The sequence below is a fragment of the Polaromonas sp. genome (assembly GCF_013817205.1).
Lineage (GTDB): Bacteria > Pseudomonadota > Gammaproteobacteria > Burkholderiales > Burkholderiaceae_C > Polaromonas.
This window is the reverse complement of sequence record NZ_JACDDD010000078.1, coordinates 1-18372: the sequence shown is the minus strand read 5'-3', so window position 1 is coordinate 18372 and position 18372 is coordinate 1. Positions and strand designations below refer to the sequence as shown.

At 61.8% G+C, this 18372-nt stretch carries 16 protein-coding genes; all 16 read left to right on the top strand.

From position 1 onward, the window contains the following. The coding region (locus tag H0W47_RS15375) for an NADH-quinone oxidoreductase subunit H (protein WP_296925945.1) at nucleotides 1-285 on the top strand (285 nt) is incomplete at its 5' end. 74 nt (nucleotides 286-359) lie between these two features. Further along, a complete protein-coding gene (fdhF, locus tag H0W47_RS15370; protein WP_296925943.1) occupies nucleotides 360-3209 on the top strand; it encodes a formate dehydrogenase subunit alpha in 2850 nt (949 codons plus the stop codon). Nucleotides 3210-3254: 45 nt separating this feature from the next. Further along, nucleotides 3255-3842, top strand: coding sequence for a DUF3305 domain-containing protein (locus H0W47_RS15365; RefSeq protein ID WP_296925941.1), 588 nt, complete (start codon nucleotides 3255-3257; stop codon nucleotides 3840-3842). Continuing rightward, nucleotides 3835-4521, top strand: coding sequence for a DUF3306 domain-containing protein (locus H0W47_RS15360; RefSeq protein ID WP_296925939.1), 687 nt, complete (start codon nucleotides 3835-3837; stop codon nucleotides 4519-4521). Before H0W47_RS15365 ends, H0W47_RS15360 begins: the two co-directional genes overlap by 8 nt. Continuing rightward, the gene (locus H0W47_RS15355; protein ID WP_296925937.1) at nucleotides 4451-6586 is read left to right on the top strand and encodes a 4Fe-4S binding protein; all 2136 of its coding nucleotides are present in this window, start codon (nucleotides 4451-4453) and stop codon (nucleotides 6584-6586) included. Before H0W47_RS15360 ends, H0W47_RS15355 begins: the two co-directional genes overlap by 71 nt. A 30-nt stretch (nucleotides 6587-6616) precedes the next feature. Then, nucleotides 6617-7237, top strand: a complete 621-nt coding sequence (locus H0W47_RS15350; protein ID WP_296925935.1) for a molecular chaperone TorD family protein — start codon at nucleotides 6617-6619, stop codon at nucleotides 7235-7237. 251 nt (nucleotides 7238-7488) lie between these two features. Next, complete coding sequence (locus H0W47_RS15345; RefSeq protein ID WP_296925934.1) at nucleotides 7489-7695, top strand: formate dehydrogenase; 207 nt, start codon at nucleotides 7489-7491, stop codon at nucleotides 7693-7695. A gap of 53 nt (nucleotides 7696-7748) precedes the next feature. Then, on the top strand, nucleotides 7749-10724 hold the full coding sequence (locus H0W47_RS15340; protein WP_296925932.1) for a formate dehydrogenase subunit alpha: 2976 nt from the start codon (nucleotides 7749-7751) through the stop codon (nucleotides 10722-10724). A gap of 2 nt (nucleotides 10725-10726) precedes the next feature. Continuing rightward, nucleotides 10727-11344, top strand: a complete 618-nt coding sequence (fdh3B, locus tag H0W47_RS15335) for a formate dehydrogenase FDH3 subunit beta (RefSeq protein WP_296925930.1) — start codon at nucleotides 10727-10729, stop codon at nucleotides 11342-11344. Then, on the top strand, nucleotides 11341-11571 hold the full coding sequence (locus H0W47_RS15330; RefSeq protein WP_296925928.1) for a hypothetical protein: 231 nt from the start codon (nucleotides 11341-11343) through the stop codon (nucleotides 11569-11571). The genes fdh3B and H0W47_RS15330 overlap by 4 nt, the downstream gene beginning before the upstream one ends. Before the next feature lie 10 nt (nucleotides 11572-11581). Next, nucleotides 11582-12784, top strand: a complete 1203-nt coding sequence (locus tag H0W47_RS15325) for a formate dehydrogenase subunit gamma (protein ID WP_296925926.1) — start codon at nucleotides 11582-11584, stop codon at nucleotides 12782-12784. 14 nt (nucleotides 12785-12798) lie between these two features. Continuing rightward, on the top strand, nucleotides 12799-13191 hold the full coding sequence (locus H0W47_RS15320) for a hypothetical protein (RefSeq protein ID WP_296925924.1): 393 nt from the start codon (nucleotides 12799-12801) through the stop codon (nucleotides 13189-13191). Between the two features lie 70 nt (nucleotides 13192-13261). Next, nucleotides 13262-14254 carry a formate dehydrogenase accessory sulfurtransferase FdhD gene (locus H0W47_RS15315; protein WP_296925922.1) on the top strand — a complete coding sequence of 331 codons (993 nt, stop codon included), beginning with the start codon at nucleotides 13262-13264 and terminating at the stop codon, nucleotides 14252-14254. A 25-nt stretch (nucleotides 14255-14279) separates the two neighbouring features. After that, nucleotides 14280-15770 (top strand): C13 family peptidase, encoded by a 1491-nt coding sequence (locus H0W47_RS15310; protein ID WP_296925919.1) that lies wholly within the window; start codon nucleotides 14280-14282, stop codon nucleotides 15768-15770. Between the two features lie 219 nt (nucleotides 15771-15989). Further along, nucleotides 15990-16847, top strand: coding sequence for an MBL fold metallo-hydrolase (locus tag H0W47_RS15305; RefSeq protein ID WP_296925917.1), 858 nt, complete (start codon nucleotides 15990-15992; stop codon nucleotides 16845-16847). A 76-nt stretch (nucleotides 16848-16923) separates the two neighbouring features. Then, nucleotides 16924-18372, top strand: a 1449-nt coding sequence (locus H0W47_RS15300; protein WP_367265419.1) for an ABC transporter permease, incomplete at its 3' end; no start/stop codon positions are given.

The window sequence follows — 18372 nt, the reverse complement described above, 5'->3', positions numbered from 1 at the left end:
ATGATCCTGATCTCCGCGGTGGCGTCGATCCTGTTCCTCGGGGGTTGGCAGCCGTTCTTCTCGCTCGGACTGGACATCGGGCCGCAATGGCTGTGGGACTGGTTCTGGTTGTTCCTGAAGACCGCCTTCATGGTCAGCCTCTTCGTCTGGTTCCGCGCCAGCTTCCCGCGCTACCGCTACGACCAGATCATGCGCCTGGGCTGGAAGATATTCATTCCGGTCACCCTGGTCTGGCTGGTCCTGATCGCTATTTGGATCCAGACCCCGTGGAACATCTGGAATTGATATTCCCCCCGACGCGCCTTCGGCGCCTCCCCCCTCGGGGGCGCCGCCAGCGGCCCGGCGAAGCCGGATCCGCGGTGTCCGCTGGAAAGATCACTTTTACATTGGATGGTCGTGTTGCGGAGGCCGTGGAAGGCGAAACCATTTTTCAAGCCGCAGAGCGTGCAGGCGTCGAAATCCCGCGCCTGTGTTACCAGGAGGGCATGCGTCCAGACGGTAACTGCCGCGCCTGCGTGGTGGAGGTCAAGGGTGAACGCACCCTGGCCCCCAGTTGCTGCCGTGCGGTCACGCCTGGCATGGAGGTGCAGGTGCAGAGTGAGCGTGCGCTCAAGAGCCAGAAGATGGTGCTGGAGATGCTGCTCTCCGACATGCCCGACACCGGCTACAAATGGAGTGAAACCGAAGAATCGCTGCAGCACGGAGAACTCAGCGAATGGGCCGCGCGCATGGAAGTTTCGGTGCGCCCTGAACTGAAAGCTTTGCGCCGCGAGCAGCCTATCGCTGATATGTCCCATCCTGCCATGGCGGTGAATCTCGACGCCTGCATCCAATGCAATCGCTGCGTCCGCGCCTGCCGCGAAGAGCAGGTCAACGACGTGATCGGCTACGCCATGCGCGGCGCCCACAGTGAAATCGTCTTTGACCTGAATGACCCCATGGGCGACAGCACCTGCGTAGCCTGCGGCGAATGTGTGCAGGCCTGTCCCACGGGCGCACTCATGCCGAAGACGCAAGTTGGTTCGCAGGTGGTGGATAAAAAGGTTGATTCGGTTTGTCCGTTTTGCGGCGTGGGTTGCCTCGTGACCTACAAGGTCAAGGACAACAAGATCATCAGCGTTGACGGCCGCGATGGCCCGGCCAACCATGGCCGTTTGTGTGTCAAGGGGCGATTCGGGTTTGACTACGCACACAGCCCCCAGCGCCTGACCAAGCCCCTGATTCGCAAAGAAGGTGTTGCCAAAGACCCTTCTGCCCTGCAAGACCTCAACCGCAGCAGTAACGGCTGGTCTGAAGTGTTTCGCGAAGCGAGTTGGGAAGAAGCGCTTGGGCTGGCGGCGGGCGGCCTCAAGAACCTGCGCGATACACGCGGCAAAAAATCACTGGCCGGTTTCGGCTCTGCCAAAGGCAGCAACGAGGAAGCCTACCTCTTCCAGAAACTGGTGCGCACCGGTTTTGGCAGCAACAATGTGGACCATTGCACCCGCCTGTGCCACGCCTCCAGCGTGGCAGCTTTGCTGGAGGGTGTGGGCTCGGGGGCTGTCAGCAACCAGGTCAGTGATGTGGCGCATGCCGAGCTTATTTTTGTCATTGGCTCCAACCCCACGTCAAACCATCCGGTGGCCGCCACCTGGATGAAAAATGCCGCCAAGCGTGGCGCAAAAATTGTGCTGGCCGATCCGCGTGTGACCGACATTGGCAAACATGCGTGGCGCACGCTGCAGTTCAAAGCCGATACGGACGTGGCCATGCTCAATGCCTTGATTCATGCTGTGATCGATGAAGGTTTGGTAGACCACGATTTCATCAGCAAACGCGCCAGCAACTACCAAGCGCTCCGCGAAAACGTCAAAGGCTACAGCCCCGAGGCGATGGCGCCGATTTGCGGCATACAGGCGAACACCCTGCGTGAAGTGGCGCGCGCATTTGCCACCGCCAAAGGCGCCATGATTTTGTGGGGCATGGGCATCAGCCAGCATGTGCACGGCACGGACAACGCCCGTTGCCTGATTGCACTGAGTACTGTCACTGGCCAGATTGGCAAGCCTGGCTCGGGCCTGCACCCGCTGCGCGGCCAGAACAATGTGCAGGGCGCCAGCGACGCGGGCTTGATCCCGATGATGTTTCCCAATTACCAGCGTGTGGACAACGCCGCTGCACACAGCTGGTTTGAAAATTTCTGGGACACGAAGCTGGACGACAAGCCCGGCTACACAGTGGTTGAAATCATGCACAAGGCGCTTGCGCCTGACAGCGACCCGCACAAGGTGCGCGGCATGTACATCATGGGCGAGAACCCGGCCATGAGCGACCCCGACCTGAACCATGCGCGTCATGCGCTGGCCAGTCTGGAGCTTCTGGTGGTGCAGGACATTTTTATGACCGAAACCGCGTGGCTGGCCGACGTAGTGCTGCCCGCCACCGCCTGGCCAGAAAAAACCGGTACCGTCAGCAACACCGATCGCATGGTGCAGATGGGCAGGCAGGCCATCGATCCGCCCGGCGAGGCGAGGCCCGACCTGTGGATTATTCAGCAGTTGGCCAGCCGCATGGACTTGCAGTGGCACTACCCAGGCGAACATTCTGGCGTGGCCGTCGTGTACGAAGAAATGCGCCAGGCCATGCACGCCGCCATCGCAGGCATCACTTGGGAAAGGCTGGAGCGCGAGTCCAGCGTGACCTACCCCTGCCTGAGCGCCGACGACCCGGGCCAATCCACTGTGTTCACAGAAAACTTCCCAACGCCCGATGGCCGGGTGAAGCTGGTGCCGGCGGACATCATTCCGGCGGCTGAGCGGCCTGACGCCGACTTTCCGTTTGTATTGATCACCGGTCGCCAGCTGGAGCACTGGCACACCGGCAGCATGACACGGCGAGCTACGGTGCTCGATGCCCTGGAGCCGATGGCAACGGCGTCCCTGTGCGGCAGCGACTTGCTGACGCTGGGCGTGCTGGAGGGCGAGGTGATCACCGTGCGCTCGCGCCGCGGCGAGGTGGTCATTCGTGTGCGGCGTGATGACGGCACGCCGCAAGGTGCGGTCTTCATTCCCTTTGCCTATTACGAAGCCGCCGCCAATTTGATGACCAACGCCGCTCTGGATCCGTTTGGAAAAATCCCGGAGTTCAAATACTGCGCTGTGGCTGTTGTGCGCGGTGGCGAGCTTACGGCGGTGGCGGGTTATCGCAGGGCAGCGGGTAGGGTCGCCTGAAGCCGGTCCGCGGCGGAGGATAAACCCCCGCCGTACACTGCGACCATGTCCGACTTCCTGATGCAGTCTCCTGGTACCGATGAGGGCGTCCGCCGTCCCTGCATCGATGTTGCCGTGGTCATGCGCCGCGAGCGCATCAACAATGCGTGGCAGCCCTGGCGCTGGTCGTTGGCAGACATCGTGCCGCAGGAGGCAGGCTTTGGCTTGCAGCCGCGCCTGCTGCTGAACGACGATCACGACGAACGCTGGTTACACCCCGGCTTCAAGGTGGAACTGTTTACCGACGACGCGGAGGGTTACTACCTCAATGTCACCACCGAGCAGCCCTGTTTCTGGGTGGTCTGGCGCATGGAGGAAGAAGCTGCGCTGGCCGATGAACCGGTTGCTGTCCCTCAGACCGTGACCTTGAGCTACCACGACGCCGGGCGCTGGCTTGACGCGCAGGAAACGGTGGAGCAGATTGCCGCGCCACGCGGCGTAGTGCTGTGGATGAAAAACTTTGTCGATACCCACCATGTGCTTGAAGCCAAACGTCGGCAGCGTCCACAAAGTTTCAAACCGCTGACAGACCGTTTCGGCAACCCGGCGCGGGTCAGCACCGGCAAGAAATTTGGCGGCGGCAACCATGGCTGAAGGTTTTTTAGGGCGTTGGTCGCAGCGCAAGCGGCAGGTGGAAGAGGGCAAAGCGGTAGCGCCGGAGCCCACACCGCCAGCGTCACCTCTCGCTATCTCCGGCGTCGACGTGGATGCTCAGACCCTTCCCAAAATTTCTGACAGTCAGGCGCTAAGTCCAGACGCGCAGGAGATGCCGCCGCCCTTGACTGTGCAGGACGCCCAGGCCCTGACCCCGCAGTCCGACTTCAAGCCTTTCATGGCTGGCAACGTCGGACCTGATGTGCGTAACGCGGCGATGAAGCAGCTGTTTTGCGATCCACATTTCAATGTGATGGACGGGCTGGATATTTATATTGACGACTACTCCAAGTCCGATCCGATTCCCGAGTCCATGCTGCGTCAGATGGCCAGCGCGAAATTCCTGAAGCTGTTTGATGAGGACGAGGAAGATGTCGAAAAACAGAAGCTGGCCGCTGCTGCCCCGCGGGAAAGTGCGCATAACCCCGAGGGCGAAAGCGTGGCACAGTCAGACGAAGCTTCCCCTCCCGCCACGCCGGACACCATAGCCCCACAAAAGCCACGCCAACCCGGGTCTTTGACCGACTCCGGGGCCAGCCAGGAAAACCATGCCCACACTGATTTGCGACTGCAACCAGACGATGCCGCTCCAGGCCCAGGCGCTGGGCGCGGCACTTAACGAAAACCTGACACTGCACTCCACGCTGTGCCGGCGAGAGGCCGGATTATTTCAAAAAGCCATCCAGTCAGGCGATGATGTTGTTGTCGCCTGCACGCAGGAGAAGCGCTTGTTTGCCGAGGTGGGCGAGCAAACAGTGAGCGCCACGTCGGTTATCAGGTTTGTCAATATTCGTGAGACCGGCGGCTGGAGCAAAGACGCGGCCAGCGCCATGCCCAAAATCGCCGCGCTGCTGGCTGCGGCCCATTTGCCCGATGCGGAGCCTGTAGCCACCGTCACCTACAAAAGCGCAGGTCGTCTGCTGATCGTGGGCGCGCTGGATCAGGCCGAACAGGTGGCGGCATTGCTGGCCGACACACTGGACGTGACGATTTTTGCGCAAGGGGTTTCTGGTCAGCCACAGCCCGGTTTCCCGATGCAGGAGCGCAAGTACCCGGTTATCAGCGGTGCAGGCTTGCAACTGAAGGGCTGGCTGGGCGCTTTTGAAGCCTCCTGGCAAAAGAGCAACCCGATTGACCTGGACCTGTGCACACGGTGTAACGCTTGTTTGGCTGTTTGCCCAGAAGGTGCGGTCGATTTCAGCTATCAAATTGATAGCAAAAAGTGCACCGCACAACGCGACTGTGTGGCGGTCTGCAAGGTGGCCGGTGCCATTGACTTTGGCCGCGAACCGCAGGCCGTGACCGAAGCTTTTGATCTGGTGCTGGATCTCGGCATCAGCCCGCTGATTACGCTGCACGCGCCGCCGCAAGGCTACTTTGCCATCAGTGCATTCAGCGGCCTGGCATCACCGGACCTGCTTCCGACAGTCGTCAAGTTGCGCGATTTGGTGGGCGAATTTGAAAAGCCTAAATTTTTTGACTACAAACAAAAAATCTGTGCTCACAGCCGTAACGAGACAGTGGGCTGCAAGGCCTGCATAGACATCTGTTCGGCTGGTGCCGTCAGCAGCGAAAAAGATCGCCAGCAGATAGTGGTTAATCCCAACCTGTGTGTGGGTTGCGGCGCCTGCACCACGGTATGCCCAACAGGCGCGCTGACCTATGCCTATCCACGCGCCAGCGAGCAAGGCGTGCGACTTAAAACACTGTTAAGCACCTATGCCAAGGCGGGCGGCAAAAACGCTGCATTGCTGTTTCACAGCCAGGGCGCGGGTCAGCAAGCCGTAGAGGCACTGGGCCGTGCGGCGCGGCTGGAGAAAGCCGTGCACGGTGTGCCGGCTCAGGTCATTCCCCAAGCGTTGTGGCACACCGCCAGCGTGGGGCTGGACCTTTGGCTCAGCGCCATAGCCTTTGGCGCGTCGCAGGTTGCAGTGCTCATGACGGAAGAAGAAGCGCCGGCTTATGTGACGGGGCTGACAGAACAAATGGCAGTGGCGCAGGCTGTGCTGCACGGCATGGGCTACACCGGCACACACTTTCACTTGTTGCGCGCGGGGGGCGGGCAGGGCGGCGTCCAGGCGCTGGATGCGTGCCTGCAAGAGCTGGCCCGTAACCAGACCGTGTCGCCCGCTGCCCCGGCACGCTACGCCGTTGCGCAGGAGAAGCGCAGCACTCTGGACATGGCGCTCGATCACCTCATGTCGCAGGCTCCCGCCTCGCTGCCAGAGGCGATTGCCTTGCCAGCTCGCGGCTCACCCTTTGGAAGCCTGTTGGTCAACAAAGACGCCTGTACGCTGTGTCTGAGTTGCGTCAGCGCCTGTCCGTCCAGCGCCTTGCAGGACAACCCGGAGCTGCCCCAGCTCAAGTTCATTGAGAAAAACTGTGTGCAGTGCGGCCTGTGTGCCAGCACGTGCCCGGAAGATGCCATCACACTGCAGCCGCGTCTTTTGCTGACACCCCAGCGCAAAGAAGCACGCGTGCTCAATGAAAGCCAGCCCTACCACTGCATTCGCTGCAGCAAGCCCTTTGGCACGCTCAAGGCCATCGAATCTATGCTGGGCAAGCTGGCAGGGCACGCGATGTTTCAGGGCGCGGCGGCGGACCGCCTGAAGATGTGCAGCGACTGCCGCGTTATTGACATCTACTCGGCCGACAACGAGATGAAAATTACCGACATCCGCTGATCGGCCAAACACTTCAAGCTGGCACCCCGCATGAACTCATCCGCCCAACTCGTACCGTCCACGCTGGACGAAGAAACCGCCCGTGCCGAAGTCTACGGACTGCTGGCGGCGCTGTATTACGCCGCTCCCCCTGCTGAGCTGCTCGAGAACATCCGCGTCGCGGTGACCGAGGCGCCGGCTGCGGGCGCGGTGCTGGAATCTTCCTGGAGCGAACTGGTGGGCGCAGCCCGACGGCTGTCGAATGAGGCCATCGCGCGCGAGTACGAGGCGCTGTTCGGCGGCGTCGGCAAGCCCGAGGTCTATCTGTTTGGCTCACACTACCTCAGTGGGTTTCTTAACGAAAAGCCGCTGGCATCGTTGCGGACGGATCTGGCAGAGCTCGGCCTGACACGAGACGACGCCATGCCCGAGACCGAGGACCACTTCGCCTACCTGAGCGAGGTCATGCGATACCTGATTGCCGGGGATGACGTGGCGGTTGCCAACCTGACGCGCCAGCGCGAATTTTTTGCGCGCCATCTGCAGCCTTGGGCAGCGGATTTGTGCGACGCGATCGAGCGCCATCCCCAGGCGGCCTTCTATCGTTGCGTTGCAACATTCACACAGACCTTTCTCACGGTTGAAATGCAGGGCTTCGACATGTTGGCGTAAGCAGCGCTGAGGGCGCTTCATGCCGGCGCCGTGCCGCCTGCTGCTGTCTCAAATTGCGACACTTTGGCGCGACCCAACGGCAAAAGATAAAAAGTAAGTATTCTTATTTTCTCCTATCGTTTTCCCCTAATTCCGGTCAGACATCCGGGCAGGGCGTTGCCCCTCCAGCCGGTCTGACGTAAAGTACAACCAGCCGTTGCGGTGCATAGCGCATTGGTGCTTATACCTAGCAAGCTTCCTTGGAGACAACCATGCAGGACAGCCAGCCAACACCCTCACGCCGGGGATTCTTCTTCGGCGCGGCCGTCACCGGCGCAGCCGCAGCCGCAGCCATTGCCCTTCCTGGCGTCCAACTCCCCGAGGCCGCGACAGCAGAGCCCAAACCGGCCCCCGAAAAAGGCGGCGGCTACAAGCTCTCCGAACACGTCAAGCGCTACTACCAGACCACACGCATCTAGGTTCTGGGCCTTTCCCGTTTTCCCGTTTCAGTTTCACCTACACGGAGAGCTCCATGCTGCTCACGAAAAAGCCTCACGGCGTCCATGGCGATCCCGTGCAACGCGCCGGCACCGCACGTTTTGTCCAGAGCCTGTCCCGAGGCTTGTCGAATGCCCTTCCCACCATGGACAGGCGCGCCTTCCTGCGCCGGTCCGGCCTTGGCGTCGGTGTCGGCCTTGCTGCCACCCAGTTGACACTGGTCAAGAAGGCCAAAGCTGCCACGCCCGGCGCCGGTGACGGCACCGGGAAAATCGAGGTCAAGCGCACGGTTTGCACGCACTGCTCGGTGGGCTGCGCGGTAGACGCGGTGGTTGAAAACGGCGTCTGGGTCCGCCAGGAGCCGGTGTTTGACTCTCCCATCAATCTGGGTGCGCACTGCGCCAAGGGCTCAGCACTGCGCGAGCACGGCCATGGCGAATACCGCCTGCGTTACCCGATGAAGCTGGTGGGCGGCAAGTACGAGCGCATCAGCTGGGAGACGGCGCTTAATGAGATCAGCGCAAAGATGCTGGACCTGCGCAAAACCAGCGGGCCGGACTCCGTGTATTGGGTCGGTTCATCCAAACACAACAACGAGCAGGCGTATTTGATGCGCAAGTTCGTGAGCTTCTGGGGCAGCAACAACTGCGATCATCAAGCGCGTATCTGCCATTCCACGACGGTGGCTGGGGTTGCCAACACCTGGGGTTATGGCGCCATGACCAATTCGTACAACGACATGCAAAACAGCAAGGTCGCCCTGTACATCGGATCGAACGCTGCGGAGGCACACCCGGTCAGCCTGCTTCACATGCTGCACGCCAAAGAAACCGGCTGCAAGATGATTGTGGTCGACCCGCGCTTCACGCGGACCGCGGCCAAGGCCGACGACTACATCCGCATCCGCTCGGGCTCGGACATTCCCTTCCTGTTCGGCATGCTGTATCACATCTTTAAGAATGGATGGGAAGACGCCAAGTACATCAACGACCGGGTCTACGGCATGGACAAGGTCAAGGAAGACGTGCTCGCCAAGTGGACGCCTGACAAGGTGGAAGAAGCCTGCGGGGTACCTGAAGCGCAGGTGTACAAGGCCGCCGAAATGATGGCCAAAAACCGGCCGTCCACGATTGTCTGGTGCATGGGCCAGACCCAGCACACCATCGGCAACGCGATGGTTCGGGCCTCATGCATTTTGCAGCTGGCTTTGGGTAACGTGGGTGTGTCCGGCGGTGGCACCAACATCTTCCGCGGCCACGATAACGTGCAGGGCGCCACAGATGTTGGCCCCAACCCCGACTCACTGCCCGGCTACTACGGCTTGGCTGAAGGCTCGTGGAAACATTTCGCCAAAACCTGGGGTGTGGACTTTGACTGGATCAAGGGCCGCTATGCCTCACCCGCCATGATGGGCAAGCCCGGCATGACGGTCTCGCGCTGGATTGATGGTGTGATGGAGAAAAACGAGTTCATCGACCAGGAATCCAACCTCAGGAGTGTGGTGTTCTGGGGCCACGCGCCCAACTCGCAGACCCGCGGTCTGGAGATGAAGCGCGCGATGGACAAGCTCGATTTACTGGTGGTAATTGATCCATACCCCTCTGCCACAGCCGCCATGGCAGCCATGCCGGGCAAGGCGGAAGATCTCAACGCCAACCGCGCGGTGTATTTGCTCCCGGCGGCCACCCAGTTTGAGACCAGCGGCTCAGTGACTGCATCCAATCGGTCTCTTCAGTGGCGCGAAAAAGTGATTGAGCCACTGTGGGAAAGCCGCAGCGACCACATGATCATGCATCAGCTGGCCGAAAAACTCGGCTTTGCCAAAGAGCTGTCCAAGAACTACAAGATGCAAAAAGTCAAAGGCATGGACGAGCCTGTGCCTGAAGATATATTGCGTGAGATCAACAAGACCTGCTGGACGATTGGCTACACCGGCCAGAGTCCGGAGCGCCTGAAAGCGCACATGCGCAACATGCATCTGTTTGACGTCAAGACACTCAAGTCCAAGGGGGGCAAAGACAAGGAAACCGGCTACGACACCACAGGCGATTATTTCGGCCTGCCGTGGCCCTGTTACGGCACGCCGGAGATGAAACACCCTGGTTCGCCCAACCTTTACGACACCTCCAAACACGTGATGGAAGGCGGTGGTAATTTTCGCGCCAATTTTGGCGTTGAGAAAGACGGCGTCAACTTGCTGGCTGAAGACGGCTCGCACTCCAAAGGCGCCGACATACAGACCGGTTACCCCGAGCTTGACCACATGCTGTTGAAAAAGCTCGGCTGGTGGGACGAGTTGACCGAGCCCGAAAAGGCCGCTGCAGAAGGCAAAAACTGGAAAACCGATTCTTCAGGCGGCATGATCCGCGTGTTTATGCAGGGTCACGGTTGCCATCCTTTCGGCAACGCCAAGGCGCGGGCCGTGGTGTGGAATTTTCCCGACGCCATTCCGCAGCACCGCGAGCCTTTGTACGGCAATCGCCCCGACCTGATGGCCAAGTACCCGACGCACGACGACAAGAAAGCCTTCTGGCGCCTGCCGACCTTGTACAAGACCATTCAGCAGAAAAACATTGCAGACAAGGTCCACGAGAAATTCCCGCTGATCATGACATCTGGGCGCCTGGTCGAATACGAAGGCGGCGGCGAAGAAACCCGGTCCAACCCCTGGCTGGCTGAGTTGCAGCAGGAAATGTTTATCGAGATCAATCCCAAGGTGGCTGCCGACAAGGGCATTCGTAATGGCGAGCGCGCCTGGGTCAGCACCCCGACGGGTGCGCGCTTGAATGTGCAGGCCCTGGTAACCGAGCGGGTCGGGCCTGACACGGTGTTCATGCCTTTCCACTTCTCCGGCCGCTGGCAGGGGCAAGACATGCTGGCTTATTACCCCAGCGGCGCAGCGCCGGTGGTTCGCGGCGAAGCCATCAACACGGCCACGACGTATGGCTATGACAGCGTGACGATGATGCAGGAAACCAAGACAACCGTATGTAATGTGGAGAGGGCATAACCATGGCAAGAATGAAATTTGTCTGTGACGCCGAGCGCTGCATCGAGTGCAACGGTTGCGTTACCGCCTGCAAAAACGAAAACGAAGTGCCATGGGGTGTGAACCGCCGCAGGGTAGTCACACTGAATGACGGTGTGCCCGGCGAGAAATCCATTTCGGTGGCCTGCATGCACTGCAGTGACGCCCCTTGCATGGCGGTGTGCCCGGTCAATTGTTTTTACCGTACCGAAGAAGGTGTGGTGCTGCATGACAAGGACGTTTGCATCGGTTGTGGCTACTGCTCGTATGCCTGTCCATTTGGCGCACCGCAGTTCCCTTCGCAGGGCACGTTTGGTGTACGCGGCAAGATGGACAAATGCACCTTCTGCGCTGGCGGCCCAGAGGCCCATGGCAGCCAGGCCGAGTTTGAGAAGTACGGCCGCAACCGGCTGGCCGAAGGCAAGCTGCCAGCCTGCGCGGAGCAGTGCTCGACCAAGGCCCTGCTGGCTGGCGACGGTGACGTGGTGGCGGACATCTTCCGCAACCGCGTGGTTCAGCGTGGCAAGGGAGCCGAGGTCTGGGGTTGGGGTACCGCTTATGGGTCGAAGCAGGCAGGTCAGCCCAATGGAGGCAAATCATGATCCGTATCGCACTCTTGCCTCTTTTCTTGCTGGGGCTTGCCGCTTGCGGCGACAAGGCGCAGACCTCGTCCGGGGCAAAAAGCGATGTGGCATCGTTTCAGGGCGTGACGGGCCCGGGCAATGCCTACAACGCGTCAGGCTGGAAGCCGGGTGACAAGGCGGCCTGGGAGCAACAGCTCAAGACGCGGTTGCAGAACGGGCAGAACGAATACAACCGCGTGAAATAAGGGAGTTCCCATGCAAGGCCCTTCACGAGTTCTGACCGCCCTGGCTGTGGTGGCCCTCGGCTGGTCTGCTGCCGTTTCGGCGCAGACCGCCGCCGCACCCGCAGTGCCGGCAACGGCTGCTCCCGCGCCGGTCGCAGCCACAGCTCCGGCTCCGGTTCCGGGCGGCATTCAGAGCCAGAACATTTTTGAGGTCAAGCCTGACGCCAGCGCTGACCCGAATTACACCAAGCAGAGCAATGCTGAGCGCGCAAAGGTCCAGCCTGGCAACAACGCGCCCATGTGGCGCCAGGTTGGCGCCGGTGTCTCTGGCTACAGCAGCCTGCCCAAAAGCGAGGCACCCGAGGCCGGCAACCTGATCCAGCCCTTTGTGCAATACCCGGGCTCTCGCCTGACCAATGCGGGTGAGGCCTGGCGCCAGGTGCGCAACAACTGGATCATTCCTTACGGTGGATCGCTGTTCCTGATTGTTGTTCTGGCGATTGCGATTTTCTATTTCACCCGTGGCAGCATCAAGACCCACGGCGCGGACACCGGGCGCAAGATCGAGCGTTTTACGCCCTTTGAGCGCGCGGCGCATTGGTCCAACGCCATTGCCTTTTGCATCCTCGCGATCTCCGGGTTGGTGATGGCGTTCGGCAAGTTCTTTCTGTTGCCGGTCATGGGCCTCACGCTGTTCGGCTGGTTGAGTTATGTGCTCAAGACCGCGCACAATTTTGCCGGCCCACTGTTTGCCGTGTCGTTGGTGATTGTGTTCTTCACCTTTCTGCGTGACAACTGGCCACAAAAAGGCGATCTGCAGTGGCTGGCTAAAGGCGGCGGTCTGATCTCGGGTGACGAACCCGCATCACACCGCTTCAATGCCGGCGAGAAACTGATCTTCTGGGGCGGTGTGTTTTTCCTCGGCATCATCGTCGTGGCATCGGGGCTGGTTCTCGACAAGTTGATACCGGGACTGATTTATGAACGCGGAACGATGCAAGTTGCGCACATGATCCACGCGGTCGCCACCGTTTTGATGATGTGTTTATTCCTTGGCCACATTTACCTCGGCACCATCGGCATGCAGGGCGCCTACAAGGCCATGCGCACCGGCTATGTGGACGAGGCCTGGGCCAGAGACCACCACGCATACTGGTATGAAGATATCCAGGCCGGCAAGATTCCGACCCAGCGCAGCGAACCCGAAACGCCCGGCCGGCCGGTGCAAGTCTGAAAGCGAGAAACCGCATGAAAAAGATCCTGATGAGTATCTGCCTTGCCGGCTTGCCGCTGCTGGTGCTGGCCAAACTGCCTACCCCCGTATTGAGCGACGAAGCAAAAGCCAAAGCTGCCGAAGCCGCCGCAAAAACAGCCTGGGCCGGCAAGGTCGACGCCTTCCTGCTCTGCAAGGCACAGGACAAGGTCGCTGCCAGGTATTTCGAGACTGCCAAGGCAGCAGGCAAGGAAACCAAGCCGCCGACGGCTGCGCCTGCATGCGCCGAGCCCGGGCCGTTTGTCTACACACCGGTCGAGGCCAAACCCATCGAAGCTGCGGGTGCACACTCGCCTGCAGCTACGGCAACCAGCCCGCCCAGCACCAAGCAACCGGATGCGGTGGTCAATCCAGCAAAAAAGCCCTGAGCTTTTCTTCCCGCTGACCAGGGCCGGCCCGCAAGGTGCCGGCCTCTTCTTTTTGCTGTAGTCTTGCCTGATGTCCCTGTCCCCCTTGCCCCACCTCACGCGTGCGCAGGCGCCGCTGACCTGCGACATTGACACCGTCAACGAGTACGGGGAGAGGCAGAAGGTGTCGATCCCGGCAGAGCGCGCGCTGACGGTTTATGTGGACAAGCGCGAGCTTGTTACCCTGATGACCCTGGGTGCGCACCCGGAGCTGCTGGTCCTGGGCTACTTGCGCAACCAGCGGCTGGTTAGTGACGCGCGTGACATTGAATCCATCACGGTGGATTGGGACGTTGGCGCAGCGGCCGTCAAGACCCGCCATGGTATTGCCGACATCGAGAAGAAAACTGCGCACAAGGTGGTGACCACAGGGTGCGGGCAGGGTAGTGTCTTTGGCGGCCTGATGGACGAGGTCGATGAGATTGTGCTGCCGCCTGATGCTCACATCACGCAGGGCCAGCTTTACAGCCTAGTCAACACCATCCGGCTCAAGGAAACGACGTACAAATCTGCCGGCTCGGTGCATGCCTGCGCGCTGTTTGCGATGTCAACCGGCGACCCAGAAATGCTTTTGTTTGTTGAAGATGTGGGCCGCCATAACGCCATCGACACCATCGCCGGCTGGATCTCTATGCAAGATGGAGCCCCCACGCTCCGCACTGACGTGTCGACGCTGCCCCCCGAGGGGGCGCTACGCCTGCGGGCCGGCGGAGCCGGAGCCGAGGCCCCGGCTGGAAAAGATGGGGAGTCCGCGTCTCCGCTTAGTTCTTCCGGTCTGGTGTTCTACACCACCGGCCGTCTGACCAGCGAGATGGTCATCAAGTCGGCGCAGATGGGCGTGCCGATTGTGGTCTCGCGCAGCGGCATCACGCAGATGGGGCACCAGGTGGCGCAGAAGGTCGGCTTGTGCGCCATCGGCCGCGCCACCAACAGGCGTTTTGCCTGTTATTCGAGTCCGCAGCGGCTGCATCTGCAGCCTGAACTGGCAGGGCCGAACCTGCGCACGCCAGCAGACGCGGCCTGAGCAGGTGCCGTGGCATGATGCCGCCATGCAAAATCCCGACGCCCAGGCGACGCCGCCTGGCATTCCTGAGCCCCTGAATCGTCCCGCCGACCCTGATCGGCGCCATCCAGCGCACATTCCGACTGCGCACTGGATCTTTGAAGGCCTGAGAGCCGCGTTCTTCCTGTCTCCCCGGGTCGCGGGACATGCGCCGACCCCGCTGCAGCTATTGGCTGTGGTCGCGCTGGTGGCAGTGCTGGAAATCGTCCTGCTTCGGCTGGAAATTGCCGGTCCGGCGCGTTTTGATGTGCAGGCCTGGCTGTCCACCTGGTGGTTTACTGCCCTCGGTGCGGCTCTCGCCTGGTGGGCTCTGGCCGGACAACCGGCGGCCTCGCAGGGCCCAGGCAGCGCAGAGCCGCGCCTCGCGGGCGTTGTGGTTTTTCTTGTGCTCTGGCTGGCCGCTTCGCTGCCCAGCCTGGTGCTGGCGCAGGGAGCGCTGGCGCTTATCAGCCATGGCTGGGTAGAGGCGGGTGTGTTTGGCGAGGCCTGGTTTTACTGGGCGTTGTATGGGCTGCTTACTGCCTGGTCGCTGGCCGTCAGTGCCGCGCTGATTCTGCGTTTTACAGGTCCCAGCGCGCGTGCCTGGGTTTTCATGCTGGCACTTCTGGCCGCCACCGCCCTGAATCTCTGGCAATTCGAAGCGCGCGCCTGGGCCAGCGACCCGGACTCCGTCGCGCGGGCTGAAGACACACGCCCCCGCTTGCACCTGAGCCAGGAAACCCTTGAGGCGCAGCAGGCCTTGTGGCAGCGCACAGTGGAGGCGCTTGCGCCGCAACGTCCCGGGGTGACCGATGTGTATGGCCTCGTGTTCGCACCGTATGCGGCCGAAGACGTGTTCCTGCGCGAAAGCACGCTGGTCAGCAGCGTGCTGGCCGAGCGTTTTGACGCGCGGGGGCGCGTGCTGCATTTGCTGAACCACGCCGGCACCGCGCACACCCACCCCTGGGCCACCCCGCTGAATCTGCAGCGTGCCATCGAAGCATTGGCCCAGCGCATGGACCGTGAGAACGATCTGCTGGTGGTTTACATGACCTCCCACGGCGCGCGTGATTTCAAGCTGGCCGCCTCGCACTGGCCGCTGGAGGTCCCGCCGCTGAGTCCCGCCGAGCTGCGCGCCGCGCTGGACAAGGCCGGCATCCGGAACCGCGTGATTGCGGTATCCGCCTGTTATTCCGGCGGCTGGGTCGATGTGTTGGCCGACGAGTACACGCTGGTCATGACTGCGGCCGACGCGACCCACACCTCCTACGGTTGCGGGCAGTTGTCGGAACTGACTTTTTTCGGCCGAGCCATGTTTGACGAGCAGTTGCGCAGCACTCACTCGTTTGAAGAGGCTTTTGCCCGCGCGGTGCCATTGATCAAGCAGCGCGAAATCGACGCCGGCAAGGACGACGGTTTCTCGAACCCGCAGATCAAAGTGGGCCAGAAGATCGGGCCTGTGTTGCGCGCGCTGGAGCAGCGGCTGGAAGGCCGCTGAGCCTAATCCTGGCGTAACTGACAGCGGTTACCGTGGCGGTATGAACACCTTGCCCCGCCGCCTTTCGCTTTTCACCTGCGCCCTGGCTTTGGCCGGCTGCGGCACCCCGGGCGGCTTCGAGAACATGGACAATCCAGATCTCCAGCCTTCTCAAAGCCCGGTCAAATCTGGTGGCGTTTTGTCACTCAAGCCAAAGAGGGCACGGTACCAGTCGATGCGGTGCCCCTGCGTGTGCTGAACCGCGCGGCGCTTGATGCGCTGGACCCCACTTCCAACCATGTGGTTCGGCTGGGCCACTCCTCACACCTGCTCAAGTTGCGCGGCAAGTACTGGTTGATTGACCCAGTGTTCAGCGAGCGCGCCTCGCCGGTCCAGTGGGCCGGCCCCAAACGATTCCATCCTTCGCCGATTGCACTTGCGGACTTGCCGCCCATCGAAGGCCTGATCCTCTCGCACGACCACTACGACCATCTGGACCGCGCCACCATCGAGGCACTTGCGCTAAAAGTCGAGCGTTACTTCGTGCCGACCGGTGTGGGCGCACGCTTGCTGGGCATGAAGGTTGCGGCCGAGCGGATTCAGGAGTTTGGCTGGTGGGAGTCCGGCACGCATGCCGGGGTGCAGCTCACGGCCACCCCGTCGCAGCATTTTTCCGGACGCAGCCTGAACGACCGAAACAGCACCCTGTGGGCCTCCTGGGTCATCCAGAGCGGTGAGCAACGGATTTTCTACAGCGGCGACTCGGGCTATTTCCCCGGCTTCCGGCAAATTGGTGAGCGATTTCCGAACATGGACCTCGCCCTGATGGAGAACGGCGCGTATGACAAGGACTGGCCCACCGTGCACATGACGCCGGAGGAGAGCATCCGCGCTTTCCAGGATTTACAGGCCAAAACCCTGTACAGCGTGCACAACAGCACGTTTGACCTAGCCTTCCATCCCTGGCGCGAGCCCATGGACAGGCTGGCTGAACTGGCGGCAAAACAAGGCATTGACCTGGCTACCCCGGTCATCGGTGAGGTGCTGACGGTGGGGAAACCCCGCAGCAATGTGTTGTGGTGGAGCCAATTGCGCTGAGCGACTTGCAGCGCCGGTGCGGCTGACCAAAACCCGTTCAAGCCTCAGGGCAGGCGCTTTGCGTTAAGGTCAGGACATGAATCCCCTTTTCCTCAAGCTCGGCTGGCGCACCCTGCTGCGCGACCTGCGCGCCGGTGAGCTGCGCCTGCTGATTGTGGCGGTGACGCTTGCGGTGGCGGCGCTGACTGCCGTCGGCTTTTTTGCCGACCGCCTCAAAGGCGGCCTGCAGCGCGATGCGCTGCAATTGCTGGGCGGCGACGCCGTGCTGCGCAGCGACGGCGTGACGCCCGAGGTCTTTGTTGCCAGGGCGCGCAGCCTGGGCCTGCAGGCGATCTTGACCGTGACCTTCCCGACCATGGGTCGCGCCCTGGAAGCCGACGGCGGCGCCAGCAAGCTGGTGGCTTTCAAGGCCGTGCCCGAGGGCTACCCCTTGCGCGGCAGCCTGACGGTGGCTGACAGCGTCGACGGCGCCGGCACCGCCACGCGCGAGATTCCCGCGTCGGGCACTGCCTGGGCTGACGCCTCGCTGCTCGATGCGCTGGGCCTGCGTGTGGGCCAGACCCTGCTGATGGGCGACGCCAGCTTCAAGATCACCCGCGTGATCGTGCAGGAGCCTGACCGCGGCGCCGGCTTCATCAACTTCTCGCCGCGCGTCATGGTCAACAGCACTGATCTTGCGGCCACCAAACTGATCCAGCCGGCCAGCCGCACCAATTACCGCTTTGCCGTGGCTGGCGATCCGGCGGTGGTAAAGACTTTTGTGCGGTGGGCCACGCAGGAGATCAAGAAGCCCGAGGTACGCGGCGTGCGTATCGAGTCGCTCGAAAGCGGCAGCCCGGAGATGCGCCAGACGCTGGACCGCGCCGAAAAATTCCTCAACCTGGTAGCCCTGCTGGCGGCGCTGCTGAGTGCTGTGGCGGTCGCCATAGTGGCGCGGGGCTTTGCCGCCAAACATCTGGACGACTGCGCCATGTTGCGCGTGCTGGGCCAGCCGCAGCGCACGATTGCGCTGGCCTACACCTTCGAGTTTGTGCTGGCTGGCATGCTGGCCAGCGCGCTGGGCGTGCTGATTGGTTACGGCGTGCATTATGGCTTTGTGCTGCTGTTGGCTGGCCTGGTTGAAACCGTGCTGCCGGCCGCGACGCTCTGGCCGGTGGCCTTTGGCATGGGCATGGGCCTGACCCTGCTGCTGGCCTTCGGTTTGCCGCCGGTGCTGCAACTGGCTTCGGTGCCGCCACTGCGTGTGATCCGCCGGGACGTCGGCAACCTGCGGCCCGCCTCGCTGGCGGTGCTGCTGGTCGGTGTGATGGGGTTTGCTGCCCTGCTGGTGGCGGCCAGCAGCGACCTCAAGCTCGGCTTGATCGCAGTTGGTGGTTTTGCCGGCGCGGTCGCGGTATTCGCCGCCAGCAGTTACCTGGCCGTGCGCCTGCTGCGCGCCAGCGTGAATGAAGGCACGGCGCCGCGCTGGCTGGTGCTGGCCACGCGTCAGCTCTCGGCGCGCCCGGCGTATGCGGTGGTGCAGGTC

Bases quoted from the DNA above. Each gene is read 5' to 3' on its own strand.
- H0W47_RS15365 (WP_296925941.1), top strand. From the start codon at position 3,255: ATGTCCGACTTCCTGATGCAGTCTCCTGGTACCGATGAGGGCGTCCGC.
- H0W47_RS15360 (WP_296925939.1), top strand. From the start codon at position 3,835: ATGGCTGAAGGTTTTTTAGGGCGTTGGTCGCAGCGCAAGCGGCAGGTG.
- H0W47_RS15355 (WP_296925937.1), top strand. From the start codon at position 4,451: ATGCCCACACTGATTTGCGACTGCAACCAGACGATGCCGCTCCAGGCC.
- H0W47_RS15350 (WP_296925935.1), top strand. From the start codon at position 6,617: ATGAACTCATCCGCCCAACTCGTACCGTCCACGCTGGACGAAGAAACC.
- H0W47_RS15345 (WP_296925934.1), top strand. From the start codon at position 7,489: ATGCAGGACAGCCAGCCAACACCCTCACGCCGGGGATTCTTCTTCGGC.
- H0W47_RS15340 (WP_296925932.1), top strand. From the start codon at position 7,749: ATGCTGCTCACGAAAAAGCCTCACGGCGTCCATGGCGATCCCGTGCAA.
- fdh3B (WP_296925930.1), top strand. From the start codon at position 10,727: ATGGCAAGAATGAAATTTGTCTGTGACGCCGAGCGCTGCATCGAGTGC.
- H0W47_RS15330 (WP_296925928.1), top strand. From the start codon at position 11,341: ATGATCCGTATCGCACTCTTGCCTCTTTTCTTGCTGGGGCTTGCCGCT.
- H0W47_RS15325 (WP_296925926.1), top strand. From the start codon at position 11,582: ATGCAAGGCCCTTCACGAGTTCTGACCGCCCTGGCTGTGGTGGCCCTC.
- H0W47_RS15320 (WP_296925924.1), top strand. From the start codon at position 12,799: ATGAAAAAGATCCTGATGAGTATCTGCCTTGCCGGCTTGCCGCTGCTG.
- H0W47_RS15315 (WP_296925922.1), top strand. From the start codon at position 13,262: ATGTCCCTGTCCCCCTTGCCCCACCTCACGCGTGCGCAGGCGCCGCTG.
- H0W47_RS15310 (WP_296925919.1), top strand. From the start codon at position 14,280: ATGCAAAATCCCGACGCCCAGGCGACGCCGCCTGGCATTCCTGAGCCC.